Origin of the sequence: Lentzea flava (assembly GCF_014648475.1) — a bacterium.
GTDB lineage: Bacteria > Actinomycetota > Actinomycetes > Mycobacteriales > Pseudonocardiaceae > Lentzea > Lentzea flava.
Genome location: NZ_BMRE01000053.1, coordinates 18,652 through 34,226, shown reverse-complemented (window position 1 = coordinate 34,226; position 15,575 = coordinate 18,652). Strand labels below are relative to the sequence as shown.

The following is a 15,575-nucleotide window of genomic DNA, read 5'->3' as shown; positions in this document are numbered from 1 at the left end:
GGGAGGGGCATGCGGAGCAAAACCGGACTCGAGTTCGGCGTGCTCGGTCCACTCCAGGTGCTCGCGGACGGCCGGCTGATCCAGCTGGGCCGTCGCGGCATGCGCGGGCTGCTGGCCATGCTGGTCGTCGAGGCGAACCGACCCGTCTCGATCGACCAGATCGTCGACGCGCTGTGGACGGACTCGCCGCCTGCAACCGCGCGGACGATCGTGCACGGGTACGTCTCGCGGTTGCGCAAGGTGCTGGAGGAGGCCGACCCGTCCGGCTCTGCGGTCATCCGCACCACGCCGACCGGGTACCAGCTGACCGTCGACCCGTGGCGTCTCGACCTGCACCGCGCCCGGCAGCTCGTGGCGTCCTCCCGCGGCAAGCCCGCCGCCATCAGGGCGGGCTTGCTGCGCGAGGCGCTGGGTCTGTGGCGCGGGCCGGTGCTCGCCGACGTGCCGGGTGACCCGATGACCTCCGATCTGGAGGAGCTGCGGCTGTCGGCGCTGGAGGAGCGCATCGACGCCGAGCTGGAGCTGGGCCGCCACCTGGAGCTGGTGGGCGAGCTGAGGGGCCTGTGCACCGAGTACCCGTACCGGGAACGTCTGGTAGCGCACAGCATGCGCGCGCTGTACCGGTCTGGGCAGCGGGCCGACGCTCTCGATGCGTACCAACGGTTCCAGCGCCGTGCCAGTGAGGAGCTCGGCATCGATCCCGGTCCGCAGCTGCGGTTGCTGCACGAGCAGGTGCTGCGCGACGACCCGGCGCTCAGCCTGATCGGCCCGGTCGAGTCGCGTCCCGTCGCGCCGCGTGCGGGCATCGTGGCCCCCGCGCTGCTGCCCGCCTCCGCATCCCGGTTGTTCGGCCGTGACGACGACAAGGCGTGGCTGGACAACGTGTGCGCGGCCAGGAACCTGCTCGGCACGACCGTGGTGGTGCTGACCGGCGCCCCCGGTGTCGGCAAGAGCGCGCTCGCGATCACGTGGGGGCACGAGAACTCCGAGATGTTCCCGCACGGCGTGCTGTTCGCGTCGCTCGGCGACACCGAGCCCGGCGAAGTGCTGACCAGGTTCCTGGTGGCGCTGGGCGTTCCCGCCGACGGCGTGCCGGTCGCGGTGGAGGACCGCGTCGGGCTGTACCGGTCGCTGCTGAACCGCCGCCGTGTGCTGGTGGTGCTGGACGACGCGACGGGCTTCGAGCAGGTGCAGCCGCTGCTGCCGCCGGGCTCGGGCTCGGTGGTGCTGGTGACGTCGCGGTCGAAGCTGGAACGGCTGGTCGTCACGAACAGCGCTCGGGTGCGCAAGCTCGGGCCGCTGGACGACGAGGCCGCGCGCGAGCTGGTGGACGACGTGCTGGGCAAGCCGTTGTCCGCGGAGGACCCGGTGGCCGCCAGAAAGCTCGCCGAGCTGTGCGGAGGGCTGCCGCTGGCGCTGCGGGTGGCCGCGGCCAAGCTCGTGATCAGTCCGGAGTGGACGATCGAGGAGCTGGTGGGGGAGCTGGCCGACGACGGGCACCGGTTGCGCGGCTTGGACCTACCTGAGGCAGGCGTGGGGGTCTCGCGGGCGCTGGACCTGTCGACCCGCGACCTGCCGTCCGAGCTCGGCGAGGTGTTCAAGTCCGTCGGCATGGCGCCGGGTCGCTGGATGTCCTCGCACGCCGTGGCCGCGCTGACGCGCACGCACGTCGACTCGGCGCGCGACCGGCTGGCCCAGCTGGTCGGCGTGAACCTGCTGGCCGAACCGTGGCCGGACGGCTTCACGATGCACGAGCTGGTGCGGCTGTACGTGCGGGGAGCAGGCCGCCCGGACCTGGACTCGTTGCGGCGCCTGGTGAACTACTACCTCGTCGCGTGCGACCACGTCCGCCGCGCCATCCGGCCGGCGCGCGACGGGCTCGACTTCGCGTTGGGCGACAACGGTTCCACCGCGCTGCCCGCGTACGGCGACCCGATCGCCTGGTTCGACCAGGAGTGGCCCAACATCGTGGCGGTCGTGCACGCGGCCGCCGAAGCGGGCCTGCACGACCAGGTGTGGCAGCTCGTCAGGCTGTTGCACCACTACGCGACCGTGCGCGCGCTCACCGGGGAGTGGGTCGCGCTGGTCGGGTTCGGCCTGGCCGCGGCCGAGGTGACGGGGAGCCGCCTCGGCCAGGTCCTGATGCTGGACACGACCTACACGACGAACGCGAGGCTCGGACGTCCAGTCCTGCTGCCGGACGCTCGCCGCGCGCACCGGCTCGCGACGGAGCTGGGCGAGCGCCAGTACCTGGTGCTGACGCTCGCCCAGCTCGCGGACGTGCTGTTCCGGCTGGAGCACCACGACGAGGCGTTGCTGCACTTCTGGGAGTCGGTGCAGCTCGCGCAGCAGTCCGGTGACGTCGTCGGCGAGGGCCACGGGCTCAACAACGTGGCGCAGGTCGAACAGGCCCGTGGCCGCGTGGACGTCGCGCTGCAGCACCAAGCCCACGCCGTCGAGGTGTACCGGCGGTCCGGCGACCAGATCGCGTTGATCAGGGGCCTGGCCAACCTGGCCGAGCTGCACCTGCAAGCGGGGTCACTGGACCAGGCCGAGTCGTTGGCGCGGCAGGTCGTCGACCAGGCCGCCGTCGCCGAGGCCACGTACCTGGAGGGGTTCGGTCGCCAGGTGCTCGGCGGGGTGTTGCTCCGGCGGGCGGAATGGGTTGCGGCAGCAGCGGAATTGACCGAGGCGCTGCGCCTGTACACGCAGGTCAACTCGGCCCGCGCGGTCGAGGTGAGGACCGCTCTGGACTCGTTGTCCTCGGAGGTTTAGCCACCGTTTAGTCGTCTGGTCCCAAAACATGGGAATGTGGGAGGTGCAGGCCGCCGAGTGGGGGATTACCGAGGGGGTAAGGCGCCTGCGACGAGAAGGCCCGACCGGCATTCGGGGGAGAGTGCCGGTCGGGCCGCTTTCGTCACTGGAAGTTCTCGCCGGTGGCCCTGGCGACGGGCAGCAGCTCCGGCCGCTTCGGCGCCAGGCCGTCACCCATCGACTCGCCCCGCAGCTGCCTGCCGATCCACGGCACCACGTGCTCGCGGGCCCACTTCAGATCGGCCTTCCGCTGCGTCACCCAGTCCGTCTGCTCAAGCGCGGGCCACGGCTCGTTCCACGAGTGGTCGTCCGTCAGCCCCAGCACTTCCGCCGTCTTGAGCGCGACCCGCTGATGCCCCTCTGGCGACAGGTGCAGCCTGTCCTCGCTCCACGCGCGCCGGTCGTGCAGCACGTGCATCGACCAGAGATCGACCATCCGGCAGTGGTACCGCTCGGCGATCGACCACAGGTGCGAGTTGTAGATCGCGACCTTGCCGCGGATGCTGCGCAGCAACGGCGTGGCGCGCGTGTCGAAGCCGGTGAAGATCACGACGTCGCACCCGGCCGACCGGAGGTCCGCCACCGCCACCTCGTAGACCTCGGCCAGCGCGTCCGGATCGCTGTTCGGGACCAGGATGTCGTTTCCGCCCCCGCAGAACGTCACCAGATCCGGTTTGAGCGAGATCGCGAGCGGCACCTGCTCGTCGACGATCTCCTGCAGCATCTTGCCTCTGATCGCGAAGTTGGCGTACCTGAACTCAGGCGCCTTCGCGGCGATCATCCCCGCCAGCCGGTCGGCCCACCCGACGTAGGTGTCTCCCGGGCCTGGATCGTCCATGCCCTCGGTGAAGCTGTCCCCCAGGGACACGAGACTGTTCCATCGCAGCAGCACAACATCCCCCTCACCTAACGCGACTCCTGCCTGACCTGCCCCGCCCGCGGCTCCCGATCGCAGGCGACTGGTTAGCATGCACAACCAACCGCTGGTTACGCCACCGTCGGTTACGGCATCGTAAGTTTCGTTCGCTCTGGGTGACGATTCTTTTACCACTCGATCGAGCGAAGCTTGAGGTGGATCCGAGGAGATCCGGGGGATTCGTCTCATTCGGTCGCTACCTTCTGGCGCGTGCGTTCTGGTTTGCCGCTTCCTTCCCTTTCGGTGGGTGTAGCGCTTGTCACAGTCGGCGTGCTCGCGGGGCTGGCGATGTCCACCGGTGTCGTGCCGGGGCCAGGGCCCTCGGGTGGTGGCGGCGCCGAGGAGCCCGAGGTGGCTCAGCTCGGCGGGGATCAGCCGCCCATGGAGTTCACGCCGGTGCCGTCGGCGGTGAAGGTGGCGCCCTCGCGGCCGTCCTCCGCCCGGCCGGTGGTGACCCCGCCGCCGCATTCCAATCCGGTCGTCACGCCGGAGGCCGCCGAGCCGCGGTCGAGCGTGGTGGTGACGACCGTGGTGCCGTCGGTGTCGCTGCCGGCGATCTCGTCCGAGCCTCTGCAGAGCTCGTCTTCCGCCCCAACGGAAAACCCCCGCAGCGACGTCGGCGCGTGACGTCGCTGCGGGGGCCGTTGGGACCTTTCCGAGGGGGAGCGCCGCCGCCGATCAGCTCCCCCTCGGAAAGGGGTTGGGACCACTGCCCGGGACGCCGCCGCCGATCTGCCCCGAGCAGTGGGGTTGGGACCGTCTCAGGGGGCGCCGCCGCCGATCTACCCCCTGAGACGGGGTCTTCACCTCACCCGCTCGCCGCCACGTCCAGCGGGGACGCCGCGGCGGGCTGGTGATCGTCGTAGGCCGAGCGCAGCCTCAGCTCCGCGCCCGGCGAGGCACCGATGAAGTCGAGTCCGGCCAGCGCGGCGCCCACCACCGGGGGCACGTCGACGACTCGGACCTGGGCGAGCGGGGCGGCCTCGAGCACCTTCTCGCGGACAGGGCCCACCACCACCTCGCCCGTGTTGGTCAGGACGCCGCCGCCGAGGATCACGTCCACCGGCTCGTCCAACAGGTCGAGCTTGCGCATGGAGACGGTGGAGAGCAGCACGATCTCCTCGACCAGGCGGTCGACCTGGGCCAGCGCGACGGCATCGCCGCGGGCGGCGACCTCGAAGACCAGGGGGCACAGCGCGTGCGGGTCGAGTGCGATCTCCTCGAAGTGGATCTTCTCGACCACCGTGAGGATGGACTTCTCGCCGTAGTGCTCCAGCAGGGCGGGCAGCAGCTCGGTGGGCTTGCCGCGACCGTCCTCCGCGCGGACCGCGTGCCACAGTGCGTCGTTGCCGAGCTGGCCGCCGCCGCCCCAGTCGCCGGAGATGGCGCCCAGGGCGGGGAAGCGGTGGGTGCGGCCGTCGTGGGCCACGCCGACGGCGTTGATGCCGGCGCCGCACACCACGGCGACACCGACGCCGGACGTGGTGCCCGCGCGCAGCAGGGCGAACGTGTCGTTGCCGACGAACGTCGTCGTGGACCAGCCTCGCTCGGAGATCGCGCGCGTCAGGTCCTCCTCCTCGCGGGGCAGGTCGGCCCCGGCGAGGAAGGCGGCCGTGTGTGCGGCGATCGGCTCGTCGGGGGACAGTCCCGCCTGAGCTGCGGCCTCGCGTGCCAGTCCCTCGAACACGTCGAGTCCGCGCTTCATGCCCACGGTCTGCGGCGGGGCGCCGGGCCCGCGCACCTGCGCGAGCACCTTGCCGTCCGCATCGACCAGCAGCACAGCGGTCTTGCTGTTCCCGCCGTCGATGGCGAGCACCCGGTCGGTCATCGGTTTCAGGCTCCCTTCACCCACGGCAGCAGATCGCGGTTCTGCGCGATCAGCTCGTCGGCCAGCTGGTCCGCGATGGCGTGCTGGCCGATCAGCGGGTGGGCGAGCAGCGCGTTCGCCACGCGGTCGCGACCGCCGTGGAGCGCCGCCTCCAGTGCCAGGTACTCGTACGCGGTCACGTGCGAGATCAGGCCGGAGATGGAGGGCTCCACGGGGCGGACCGGCAGCGGCACGCCACCAGAAGAATCCACAGTGGACGTGACTTCGATCACGGCGTCGTCCGGCAGGAACGGCAGCGTGCCGTTGTTCTGCACGTTCACCACGTGCTTTTCGGCCTCGTCGCCGCCCGTCAGGGCGTGCACCAGCTGCACGGCCGCCTCGGAGTAGTAGGCGCCGCCGCGCTGCGAGAGCTGTTCCGGCTTCGTCACGACCGACAGGTCGCCGTAGATGTCGAGCAGCTCCTTCTCCACCGCTGCCACGACTTCGGCGCGCGGCGGCTCGGTCTGCTGCTTCTTCACGACGGCGTCGTGGTTGTAGAAGTAGTTCAGGTAGTACGACGGAACCATGTTCAGGCGCCGCATCAACGCGCCGTCGATGCCGATGTGCTCGGCGAGCCCCTCGACGTGGTCGAACAGCAGCTCCGGCAGCCGGTCCACGCCGTCGACGTAGACGCCGCGCTCCCACGTGAGGTGGTTCAGGCCGACGTGCTCCAGCTCCACTGTGGACGGGTCGACGCCGAGCAGGCCGGAGGTCCAGCGCTGGAACGTGATCGCCACGTTGCACAGGCCGATCGCCTTGTGCCCGTGCTGCAGCAGCGCCCGCGTCACGATGCCGACCGGGTTCGTGAAGTTCACGATCCACGTGTCGGGCCCGGCGATGCGACGCACCCTGTCCGCGATGTCCAGGACCACCGGCACGGTCCGCAGGGCCTTGGCGAGGCCTCCCGCGCCGGTGGTCTCCTGGCCGACGCACCCGCAGGTCAGCGGGAACGTCTCGTCCGAAGCACGCGCGGCCTGGCCGCCGACGCGCAGCTGCAGCAGTACCGCGGACGCGCCCTCGGCGCCTTCTTCGAGCGACGTGGTGGTGCGCACCTTCGCCGGGTGACCCGCGTGCTCCAGCAGGCGCTGGCTGAACGGGCCGACGATCGACAGGCGGTGCTCGTCCGGGTCGACGAGGACGATCTCGTCCACCGCCAGGCTGGTGCGACGGCCGGCGATGCCGTCGATCAGCTCAGGTGTGTAGGTGGACCCGCCACCGACGACGGTGAGTTTCATCCCTTGACTCCCGTGAACGTGATTCCCTTGACGAACGACTTCTGGGCGAAGACGAATAGGACGACGGCCGGGATCATCGTCAGGAACGTCACCGCCATCGACGAGTTCCACTGGACGATGTGCATGCCCTTGAACGTCGCCAGGGCCAGCGACAACGTCCACTGGTCCTTCACCTCGCCGGTGTAGAGCAACGGGCCGAAGTAGTCGTTCCAGGTGAAGAGGAAGCAGAACAGCGCGGTGGCCGCGATGCCGGGCTTCGCCATCGGCACGATGATCCGGACCAGCGCCTGGAACTCCGAGCAGCCGTCCACCCTTGCCGCGTCCACATAGGACTGAGGGATGGTGAGCATGAACTGGCGCAGCAGGAAGATGCTGAACGCGTCGAACAGGAAGTACGGCACGATCAACGGCCACAGCGTGCCCGTCAGGCCGAGCGAGGACCACGTGTCGTACAGCGGCACGGCCACGACCTGCGGTGGCAGCATCATCGCGCCGATGACGAGCAGGAAGGCCAGGTTCCGGCCGCGCCACTGGAGCTTCGCGAGCGCGTAGGCCGCGGGGATCGACGAGATCAGCATGCCCGCGGTCGCGAGCAGCGAGTACGTGAGGCTGTTGACGAGATACTGCAGCAGCGGGGCCTTGTCGAAGACCTCGACGAAGTTCTCCCAGTGCCACTCGCGCGGCCACAGGTCCGCGGTGAACGCCTGGTCGTCGGACATCACCGCGGTGAGGAAGACGAACACCACCGGCGTGGCGAACATCAGGCCGAGCGCGAGGCCGATCGCGTGCGTGGCGACCCAGTTCAGGAAACCGCCGACATCGCGCTTGCGTGCCGGCTGCTCCGGGTCCGCGGTGACGTCGACCGGTGGTTTGGTCAGCGTGGCGGTCATGCTCCCGGACCTCCTTCCTCGGCGGTGGAGTTCTTGCGCATCCGCTGCACCAGCACGATGGTCACGGCGAACGAGATGACGAACAGGACCGTGGCCATCGCGGCCGCGTAGCCCATGTCGAAGTAGCGGAAGCCTTGCGTGTACAGGTAAACCGGGAACGTCAGCGTGGAGTTGTCCGGGAAGCCGAGATATTTGGTCGATCCCGTCGCGTCCGCGGCGCCCGAGCCGGCCGACCCCGCGACGACCGCCTGCGTGAAGAGCTGCAACGCGAGGATCACCGAGTTCACGATGCCGAAGAGCAGCACCGGGGAGATCGTCGGCAGCGTGACGTGCCACCAGCGCCGGATCGGGCCCGCGCCGTCGAGCTCGGCGGCCTCGTACTGCTCCTGCGGCACGTCGAGGATCGCCGCCAGGATGATGATCATCAGGTCGCCGGAGATCCACAGCATGATCGCGGTGATGCCGGGCTTGGCCCACGCCGGGTCCGAGAACCACAGCGGCGAGTCGATCCCGAAGACGCCGAGCAGGTTGTCCACCGGGCCGCCGTTGGGGCGCAACACCATGAAGAACACGAGTGTCGCGGCCACCGGCGGCGCCAGCGAGGGCAGGTAGCAGAGCGTGCGGATCAACCCCACGCCCGACTTCAGACGAGCGATGACCGATGCCACGCCCAGCGCGAACACCGTGCGTGCGATCGTGAGCACCACGACGAACCACAGCGTGTTCGCGATCGCCTTGGTCAGCAAGGGATCCTTGAACATGTACGCGTAGTTGTCGAGGCCGTTGAACTCCGGCGCGTTGATCAGGTCGTACTTCGTGAACGAGAAGACGACCGTGGCGACCAGCGGGTAGCCGAAGAACAGGACGAAGCCGATGATGGCCGGGGCCATGAACCCGAGCACGGTGAGACGGTGGCGGGCACGTGCCCGCCCCCTGCCGGGGGCGGGACGGGCGCCGAGCGTGGCGGTCATCGTGCGAATCCCTACTTGCCGCTCTTGGCGATCTGGTCGTCGATGTTCTTGTCGACTTCCTTCAGACCGGCGGCCAGGTCCGGAACCTTGCCGGAGGTGTACGACACCGCGAAGTCCGTGACCGCCTTGATGTGCGCGTCACCGATCGGGGTGACCGGGTTGCCCTTGAGCTTGTCGCTCTTTGCGAGGTCGATGAACGTCTTGAACTGCTCGTCCACCTCGAGCTTCGGGCTCTCCATCGCGGCCTTGGTGCTCGGCACGTTCTTGATGGCGTTGGACAGGTCGACGATCGTGTCGGTGTCGAACGACAGGTGCTTGATCAGCTCCCACGCGGCACCGGGGTTCTTGGCGCCCTTGGGAATTCCCATGATCGTGCCGGTGGTGAACGCGGTGCCGTAGTCGGCGGGCTTCCAGGTCGGGAACGGAGCCGTGCCGAACTTGATCTGCGGCGCCTGCGCCTTGAGGAAGGCGGTGCGGTACTCGCCGTCCATCATGATCGCGATCTTGCCCTGGTGGAACGCGTGGTCAGCCGAGTACTCCTGGCCCAGACCGGCGCGGAAGCGCTCCAGCGCGTCGAAGCCGTAGAAGTCCACGAGCTTCTTCTGGAACGTCATCATCTCGGTGAAGCCGGGCGAGGAGGCGAGCGCCGACTTGCCGTCCTTCTCCCACTCGGCGCCGAACGACGGAGCCAGGATGGTCGGGCGGTTGGCGTAGAAGCCCATCGTGGGCAGGTAACCCGCGACCTCGATGTCGCCGTTCGGCGCCTTCTTGGTCAGCTTCTTCGCGGCTTCGAACAGCTCGTCCAGCGTCTTCGGCGGGGCCGTGACGCCGGCCGCCGACATCATGTCCTTGTTGTAGTACATGGCGTAGACGTCGGTGAGCATGGGCATCGCGCAGCGGTTGCCCTTGTACTCGGTGTACTCGCGGACCGCGGGCGAGATCTGGTTGAGGTCGACCTTGTCGCGCTCGATGTAGGCCTTCAGCGGCTGGAACGCGCCGGAGGAGCAGAACTGGCCGATGTTGTCGGTGGTGAACGACAGCGCGACGTCAGGCGTGTTGCCCGACCGGATGCCCGCGGTGATCTTGTCGTCGTCCTGCGAGCCCTCGTGCTTGATCTCGATGTTCGGGAACTTCTTGTTGAACGTCTTGAGAGCCTTGGTGACCTCTTCGTACTCGCGGTCGGAGTAGTTGCTCCAGACCGTGAGGGTCAGCTTGTCGTCCTTGCCAGGAGCAGCTGCGGCGTCGGAACTGGCGCCGCCACCCTTGCCCGCCGCACATGCGGTGAGGGTCAGCGCTGTAGCCATTCCTGCGGCGACACAGAGCAAGGCAGCACGGGTGTGCTTGCGCATGTGCACTCCTTCTCGATCAACGTGGGGACCCGGCGACCACAGGGCCGCGGAATGGAGCCGTGGTGGCTGCCGGCAGGCCGAACACCTGCTCGCGTGCGACGGCCAGCGCCGAGTGCAGTGCGCCGCTGCGCACCGGCTTCCCGGTCACCAGGGCCAGCTGGACAGGCGTCCTCGGCACCACCAGTTGCCGCAGTTCCGCGGCGACGAGATCGTTCAGCGTGGCTCCCCCTGCCTGGGCGATGTCGCCGGACAGGAGGATGAGTTCCGGGTCGAGCACCGCGACGACGCTGGCCACGCCCGTGGCGATGCGCCTGGCGAGATCGACCAGGAACTCCCGGCCCGCCGGCCCCGCGGCCAGCGCCTTGCGCACGGCACCGTGACCGTTGCGCGCGGCGAGCCCGTGAGCCCTGGCGAGCCTGCAGATCGATGCGTTGCTGAGCAGCTCACCGAACGTGCCGCCGGAGCGGTCGGTGTCGGTGTCGGCGGAGGCGCGGTCCGGGATCATCAGCCCGTCGATCTCGCCCGCACCACCGGAAGCGCCCTTGAGCAGCACTCCGTTGATCACGACGGCGGCACCGACGAGGTCGGCGGGCCAGATGACGACGAAGTCGCGCACCTCGGTGGCCCGTCCGGCGACCATCTCCTCCAGCGCGACGAGGTTGACGTCGTTCTCGACGCTCACCGAGGTCGCGAGCTGCTCCCGCAACCGGCCGGGCATGTCGAAACCGCACCAGCCGGGCAGATGTGGCGCGTAGGCGAGCTCGCCGTTCGCGGGGTTCACCGCGCCGGGACAGCCCACCACGACGTGCAGCAGCTGGTCGGGCTGCAGGCCTGCCTGCCCGCACGCCTTGCCGACCGCGCTCACGAACGCCTCGAGCACACCGTGCTTGGCGGGCATCGGCGCCTTGTGCTCGGTGAGCACGGTGCCGGAGATGTCCGCGATCGCGATGTCGACCGTCTCGGGGGTGAGGTCGACTGCCGCGATGTGCGCGAGGGCCCCGTTGACCGACCACAGCTGGGCACGAGGCCCGCGTCCACCACCGCGCAGTCCGTTGCGGACCACGGTGTCGGCGGTTTCCAGCCGGGTGAGCAGCTGTGCGGTCGCCGGCTTGGAGAGACCGATCAGGCCCTCCAACTCCGACCTGGTCAGCGGCCCGTTGCGCAGCAGAGCCTCGATGGCTGCGCGGTCGTTGATCTCCCGCAGCAGTCGTGGGCTTCCGGCACGCATTAGGTCGCTCCTGTCTGTTAACTTTCCAGACGATTTCCGTAGACGGTAGTGACCTGGTTCACCGCGGTCAATCCCCGATATGGGTCCGTTACCTGACTTAGGTTCACCTAAGGCAGTCTGGAAGCATGACGGACGTGCGCCAGGAGTCGCTCGCATCACTGCTCGGAGGCCGGGGCGGCGCCCTCGACGCCTCCCTGCCGCCTCTGGCGTTCGTCGCGGGCTGGCTGCTGTGGGGCCACTCGATCGGCGCGGGAGCCGTCGCCGCCGTGCTGTGCGGCGTGGTCATCGGCGTCGTGCGCTTCGTGCGCGGCGAGAAACCCCGTGCCGTGGTGCTGTCGGTGCTGCTCGTCGTGGCGGCGTCGCTGATCGCGCTCTACACCGGGCGCGTCGAGGACTTCTTCCTCATCCAGCTGCTGTCCAACGTGGCCTCGGCCCTGGCGTGGGCGGGCTCGATCGCGGTGCGCTGGCCGTTGCTCGGCGTCGTGGTGGGGACGTTGCTGGGCCAGAAGACGCGGTGGCGTCGAGATCCTGCCCTTCTGCGCGCCTACTCAGTCGCGTCGTGGGCCTGGGTGGGGCAGTACGTGCTGCGGGTCGCCGTGTTCACGCCGTTGTGGCTCGACGCCCAGGTCGTCTGGCTCGCCACGGTGCGGGCGGTGCTGTCGTGGCCGCTGCAGATCGTCTGCATCCTGGTGTCGGGATGGCTGCTGCGGCGGGCGCTGCCCGCGGGCCATCCCGGCTTCCGGCATCCGCAGGTGCCCGCCTCTTAGCTGTCCAGGCTCCATGCACTCACGCCTCACGTGATTGCGGATTTGCCGGACAAACCGTCACGATGGGTGACAACCTCAGTGGGAGGGGAGCCCATGACGGTGGAAGATCAACGATCTGAGGATCGGGATCCGGTGGTTGCCGCGCAGGACAAGCCGCCTCAGGCACTGGGGACCATGATCACGACGGCGGTGATGACCGCTGCGATCGTGCCGTTCGTGCAGGAGCTGGCGAAGAGGGCGGCCCAGGACTCCTACGACGCGACCCGGACGCTGCTGCGGCGTCTGTTCCGGGAGGCGCGGACGAAGAGCGGTGACGGTCCCGGACAACTGCTCATCGTCAAGGACGACGACCCCGGTGCGAAGGCGGTCCTGTACGCCAAGCCGGACATGTCGGACGAGGCGATCCGCGCCCTCGCCGAACTCGATCTCGACGGGCTCACGGCCAAGAACCGGAAGAAGCCGGACAAGGTCCGGATCTTCTGGGACGAGGCGGCAGGCCGGTGGCGCGTCGACCGGAAGTGACCGCTGGGGGAACTGGTGCTGTTGGGCGCGATGTCCTGCGAGTGCTTCCACTGCGTGGCCTACCGCGTGGTGCACAACGAGAGCCAGAGCAGGGATTTCATCCTGTCCGTCGCCGGGACGACGTGCCCGCTGTGCGGGGTGCGCACCGAGGAGTTCTACCTGGTCGCGGACACGGTCGACATCCAGCACGTCGAGAGCGGCACCGGGACGTGGAACCTCGCGACCGGGCCGGACGGCGGGTACGCAGGGTTCGGTGGCAAGCAGGAGAACGCCTCGCGCGGTACTTCGAGCGCTGCGCAGCGGTTGCGCCGGCAGCTGGCCGAGCAAGCCGATCAGGAGAAGCAGCGGATGTGCCGGCTGATCACGGACTCGGCGCAGGCCGGCGTCGCGTTCACCGTCGGTGACAAGGCTGAGCAGGACGGTCGCCTCGACCAGGCCAGGCGTGCGTTCGAGGTGTGCGCCGGCACCGGTGGCCGGGAGTCGTTCCAGGCCGCGCTGCGCCTCGGGCAGCTCTGGGAGTCGGAGCAGGACCACCGGTCCGCCGCGCGGTGGTACCGGCAGGCAGCGGACGCGCCGGACGCGGAGCTGCGGGCGGCGGCGAACCTCCTCCTCGGCAGCGCCCGCCAGAAGATCGGCGAGGTCGACGCCGCGGAGCGGGCGTACCAGCGAGCCGTGGACTGCGGCACAGGCTCCTTGCAGGCGCTGGCCGCTCTCCGCGTCGGCATGTCGCGCCACGACCGAGGCGACCGCACCGGAGCTCGCGACGCCTACGAACGCGTGATCGCGCTCGAGGACGAGGTGGCCTCGCCCGACGCCGCGCTGAACCTCGGCGCGCTGGAGGAGGAGGCCGGGAACTGGGAGCGGGCCCGTGAGCTGTGGGACTACGCCCACAGCTGCGGCGCTCTGGAGACGAGCAGGCTGGCGGCGTTCAACCTGGGGCGGTACTGGGCGCACCGGGGCAAGCGCCGGAGGGCCCGCAAGTTCTACCGGATCGCCGAGCACTCCGAGAATCCGGAGATCGCCGTCCGCGCCGCGAGGGAGTCCAGGTGACCGGCCCGCCCTCTCCCGTGGAGCAGGAGTACCGCGACCTGCTGGCCCGCCACGGGTTCGCGCACCTGCTCGATCCCCCGGATCCCGAACTCGTCCGCGAGTTCGTCGAGCGGCTCAGCGAGACCGATCGCGAGTTCCTCGGGAACGACTTCCTCGACGAACTCCGGGCGAACGACTACCGGCAGCCGTACCACAACCGGTTCGACGAGGCCCACCAGAACATCCGCAGGGCGCTGGCCGCAGGCGGCCTCGAACTGCCGGGTGAGGTGTACGTCGGCGAATACCCGCACCGGTCGTTCAACGCGCAGGCAGTGGCAGGCCGGACCGGCACGCTGATTCTGCTCAACACCGGCCTGCTGACACTGCTCGATCGGGTGGGCACGGCGATCGGCGCTTCCCTGCTGACGTTCGGCAGGACGCCCGACGGGCGCATCACCAGGGCGACGGCGACACCGAGCCAGGAACAGCAGCGCGTCTCGGCCACCACCGTGTTCGCGGAGTCGTTGGTCACCTACCTGGCCCAGGACGGCGTGCGCCTGCCCGAACGGTTGTCGACACCGTTCGACGAACGGGGCATGTTCGGCTTCCTCATGGCCAGTTCTGCCGTGAACTTCACCGTGGGCCACGAGTTCGGCCATCTCCTCGCCGGACACCTGCACGAGACGACGGGGCACCACGACATCCGGGACTGGCGGGCCGAGAGCCTGCGCCGAGAGCACGAGGCGGACGAGCTGGCGGCGCTGCTGTTGTTGCGCGGCCTGGACCCGTCGGCGGATTTCCTGCACCGAGCGCTCGCGGTCGCCGGACCGTTCCTCTTCCTGGCGCTGGACCACCTCATCACCAGGGTGCAGCAGGAGATCTACGACCTGCCCGACGGAGTGATCGAGCGGACCCACCCGCCGTCGGACGAACGCGCTGCCGCGGTGCGGGCCGTCTTCACGGAGCTGGGCGATCCGAACGCTCTCCAGTTCGCGGATGCCGTGGTGACCTGGCTGTCGGGGCGGGAGGACGAAGTCCTGGCACACGTGCGCCGGCTGTTGGCGGACTAGGCCGGGCGTGGAGCCCCCGGTCCGAGCACGTCGACGGCCGCGAGCCAGGCCGCACCCGCCGCCCCCTCGGTCGCCATGATCACCTGAGCGTTGCAGCGAGTGAGCAGCTCCTGCTTCAGATGCGTGCCGACGGGGGTCTTGATCAGCGAGCCGACCAGCACGATCGGGGAGGTGTCGGACGGTGAGCGGACAGCAGAAGCCGTGTTGGCGAGCAGCCGGGCGGCCGAGGCCACGATCGTCAGCGCTTCGGGATCGCCGTGGTGGTAGGCGGCACTGACCAGAGGGGCGAACTGGGCCAGCGCGATGGGCGGCCTGGCGTTGACCGCGTTGATCAGCTGACCGCGGGTGCGTGCTCCGGCGGCGGTCAGCACCGCCGTGGCGAGGCCTTCGAGCGGGGCGTCGAGGTCCAGCAGCCGCAGCGTCGCGCGCACGGCTTCGCGGCCCAGCCAGAACGCCGAGCCGTCGTCGCCGATCAGCCAGCCGTAGCCGCCGGACTGGGCGACCATGCGGTGGCCCTCCACGCGCCCGGCGATGGAACCCGTGCCCGCCACCAGGACCGTGCCGTCCGGGGACGACGTGCCGGTGGCGAACGCGGCCTCGCAGTCGGTGATCACGCGCATCGGGCAGTGCAGGCCCGCGCCTTCCCAGGCCTGCTGGAAGAGTTCCAGGACCGCGGGGTCGGACATCTTCGAGGCGCCTGCCATGCCCAGGACGCCGGAGCGGACCTTGCGGGAGTCGAGGCCGTCCAGGGCTTCGGCCAGCGCCTCGCCTATGTGGGCCGCGGCGACCGAGGGCGGGTGCGAGTTCGGGTTCGCGCCGCCCGCCACGCCCTGGCCCAGGCGGGCGCCCTCGAGGTCCAGCACCAACGCCCTGGTCGACGTGCCGCCCGCGTCGAGTCCGACCACCAGATCCATATC

14 protein-coding genes are annotated in these 15,575 nt (G+C 69.6%); 6 read left to right on the top strand and 8 right to left on the bottom strand.

Annotated elements, in window-relative coordinates; all coding sequences use genetic code 11:
* The first annotated feature begins 9 nt into the window (after positions 1 to 9).
* On the top strand, positions 10 to 2,775 hold the full coding sequence (locus IEZ09_RS37785; protein ID WP_189258642.1) for an AfsR/SARP family transcriptional regulator: 2,766 nt from the start codon (positions 10 to 12) through the stop codon (positions 2,773 to 2,775).
* 142 nt (positions 2,776 to 2,917) lie between these two features.
* Here IEZ09_RS37785 and IEZ09_RS37780 read toward each other — a convergent pair whose 3' ends face one another.
* Positions 2,918 to 3,703 carry an SGNH/GDSL hydrolase family protein gene (locus IEZ09_RS37780; protein WP_189258666.1) on the bottom strand — a complete coding sequence of 262 codons (786 nt, stop codon included), beginning with the start codon at positions 3,701 to 3,703 and terminating at the stop codon, positions 2,918 to 2,920.
* Positions 3,704 to 3,973: 270 nt separating this feature from the next.
* On the opposite strand from IEZ09_RS37780, the gene IEZ09_RS37775 reads away from it, so the two are divergent.
* Positions 3,974 to 4,357 (top strand): hypothetical protein, encoded by a 384-nt coding sequence (locus tag IEZ09_RS37775; RefSeq protein WP_189258641.1) that lies wholly within the window; start codon positions 3,974 to 3,976, stop codon positions 4,355 to 4,357.
* Between the two features lie 181 nt (positions 4,358 to 4,538).
* Here the strand turns inward: IEZ09_RS37775 and IEZ09_RS37770 are convergent, their stop codons facing one another.
* Genes IEZ09_RS37770 through IEZ09_RS37745 form a run of 6 tightly spaced genes read right to left on the bottom strand, consistent with a single transcriptional unit; the run spans position 4,539 to position 11,270 of the window.
* Positions 4,539 to 5,558 carry an N-acetylglucosamine kinase gene (locus IEZ09_RS37770; RefSeq protein WP_189258640.1) on the bottom strand — a complete coding sequence of 340 codons (1,020 nt, stop codon included), beginning with the start codon at positions 5,556 to 5,558 and terminating at the stop codon, positions 4,539 to 4,541.
* A gap of 5 nt (positions 5,559 to 5,563) precedes the next feature.
* Positions 5,564 to 6,832: a 6-phospho-beta-glucosidase gene (locus IEZ09_RS37765; protein WP_189258639.1), complete on the bottom strand. Its 1,269-nt coding sequence runs from the start codon at positions 6,830 to 6,832 to the stop codon at positions 5,564 to 5,566.
* Complete coding sequence (locus tag IEZ09_RS37760; RefSeq protein ID WP_189258638.1) at positions 6,829 to 7,722, bottom strand: carbohydrate ABC transporter permease; 894 nt, start codon at positions 7,720 to 7,722, stop codon at positions 6,829 to 6,831. Before IEZ09_RS37760 ends, IEZ09_RS37765 begins: the two co-directional genes overlap by 4 nt.
* Positions 7,719 to 8,693: a carbohydrate ABC transporter permease gene (locus IEZ09_RS37755; protein WP_189258637.1), complete on the bottom strand. Its 975-nt coding sequence runs from the start codon at positions 8,691 to 8,693 to the stop codon at positions 7,719 to 7,721. Before IEZ09_RS37755 ends, IEZ09_RS37760 begins: the two co-directional genes overlap by 4 nt.
* Positions 8,694 to 8,704: 11 nt before the next feature.
* Positions 8,705 to 10,042, bottom strand: a complete 1,338-nt coding sequence (locus IEZ09_RS37750; protein ID WP_189258636.1) for an ABC transporter substrate-binding protein — start codon at positions 10,040 to 10,042, stop codon at positions 8,705 to 8,707.
* A 16-nt stretch (positions 10,043 to 10,058) separates the two neighbouring features.
* Positions 10,059 to 11,270, bottom strand: a complete 1,212-nt coding sequence (locus IEZ09_RS37745; protein WP_189258635.1) for an ROK family transcriptional regulator — start codon at positions 11,268 to 11,270, stop codon at positions 10,059 to 10,061.
* A gap of 125 nt (positions 11,271 to 11,395) precedes the next feature.
* On the opposite strand from IEZ09_RS37745, the gene IEZ09_RS37740 reads away from it, so the two are divergent.
* The 4 genes from IEZ09_RS37740 to IEZ09_RS37725 all read left to right on the top strand — a co-directional run bounded on the left by IEZ09_RS37740 (position 11,396) and on the right by IEZ09_RS37725 (position 14,658).
* Positions 11,396 to 12,037 (top strand): DUF3159 domain-containing protein, encoded by a 642-nt coding sequence (locus IEZ09_RS37740; RefSeq protein WP_189258634.1) that lies wholly within the window; start codon positions 11,396 to 11,398, stop codon positions 12,035 to 12,037.
* Between the two features lie 132 nt (positions 12,038 to 12,169).
* Positions 12,170 to 12,559: a hypothetical protein gene (locus IEZ09_RS37735; protein ID WP_189258633.1), complete on the top strand. Its 390-nt coding sequence runs from the start codon at positions 12,170 to 12,172 to the stop codon at positions 12,557 to 12,559.
* 15 nt (positions 12,560 to 12,574) lie between these two features.
* Positions 12,575 to 13,609, top strand: a complete 1,035-nt coding sequence (locus tag IEZ09_RS37730; RefSeq protein ID WP_189258632.1) for a tetratricopeptide repeat protein — start codon at positions 12,575 to 12,577, stop codon at positions 13,607 to 13,609.
* On the top strand, positions 13,606 to 14,658 hold the full coding sequence (locus IEZ09_RS37725; protein ID WP_189258631.1) for a phage exclusion protein Lit family protein: 1,053 nt from the start codon (positions 13,606 to 13,608) through the stop codon (positions 14,656 to 14,658). The genes IEZ09_RS37730 and IEZ09_RS37725 overlap by 4 nt, the downstream gene beginning before the upstream one ends.
* Here IEZ09_RS37725 and IEZ09_RS37720 read toward each other — a convergent pair.
* Positions 14,655 to 15,572 (bottom strand): N-acetylglucosamine kinase, encoded by a 918-nt coding sequence (locus tag IEZ09_RS37720; RefSeq protein WP_189258630.1) that lies wholly within the window; start codon positions 15,570 to 15,572, stop codon positions 14,655 to 14,657. The genes IEZ09_RS37725 and IEZ09_RS37720 overlap by 4 nt on opposite strands.
* Between the last annotated feature and the right edge of the window lie 3 nt (positions 15,573 to 15,575).

Bases quoted from the DNA above. Each gene is read 5' to 3' on its own strand.
- IEZ09_RS37770 (WP_189258640.1), bottom strand. From the start codon at position 5,558: ATGACCGACCGGGTGCTCGCCATCGACGGCGGGAACAGCAAGACCGCT.
- IEZ09_RS37750 (WP_189258636.1), bottom strand. From the start codon at position 10,042: ATGCGCAAGCACACCCGTGCTGCCTTGCTCTGTGTCGCCGCAGGAATG.
- IEZ09_RS37720 (WP_189258630.1), bottom strand. From the start codon at position 15,572: ATGGATCTGGTGGTCGGACTCGACGCGGGCGGCACGTCGACCAGGGCG.
- IEZ09_RS37740 (WP_189258634.1), top strand. From the start codon at position 11,396: ATGACGGACGTGCGCCAGGAGTCGCTCGCATCACTGCTCGGAGGCCGG.
- IEZ09_RS37745 (WP_189258635.1), bottom strand. From the start codon at position 11,270: ATGCGTGCCGGAAGCCCACGACTGCTGCGGGAGATCAACGACCGCGCA.
- IEZ09_RS37755 (WP_189258637.1), bottom strand. From the start codon at position 8,693: ATGACCGCCACGCTCGGCGCCCGTCCCGCCCCCGGCAGGGGGCGGGCA.
- IEZ09_RS37765 (WP_189258639.1), bottom strand. From the start codon at position 6,832: ATGAAACTCACCGTCGTCGGTGGCGGGTCCACCTACACACCTGAGCTG.
- IEZ09_RS37785 (WP_189258642.1), top strand. From the start codon at position 10: ATGCGGAGCAAAACCGGACTCGAGTTCGGCGTGCTCGGTCCACTCCAG.
- IEZ09_RS37760 (WP_189258638.1), bottom strand. From the start codon at position 7,722: ATGACCGCCACGCTGACCAAACCACCGGTCGACGTCACCGCGGACCCG.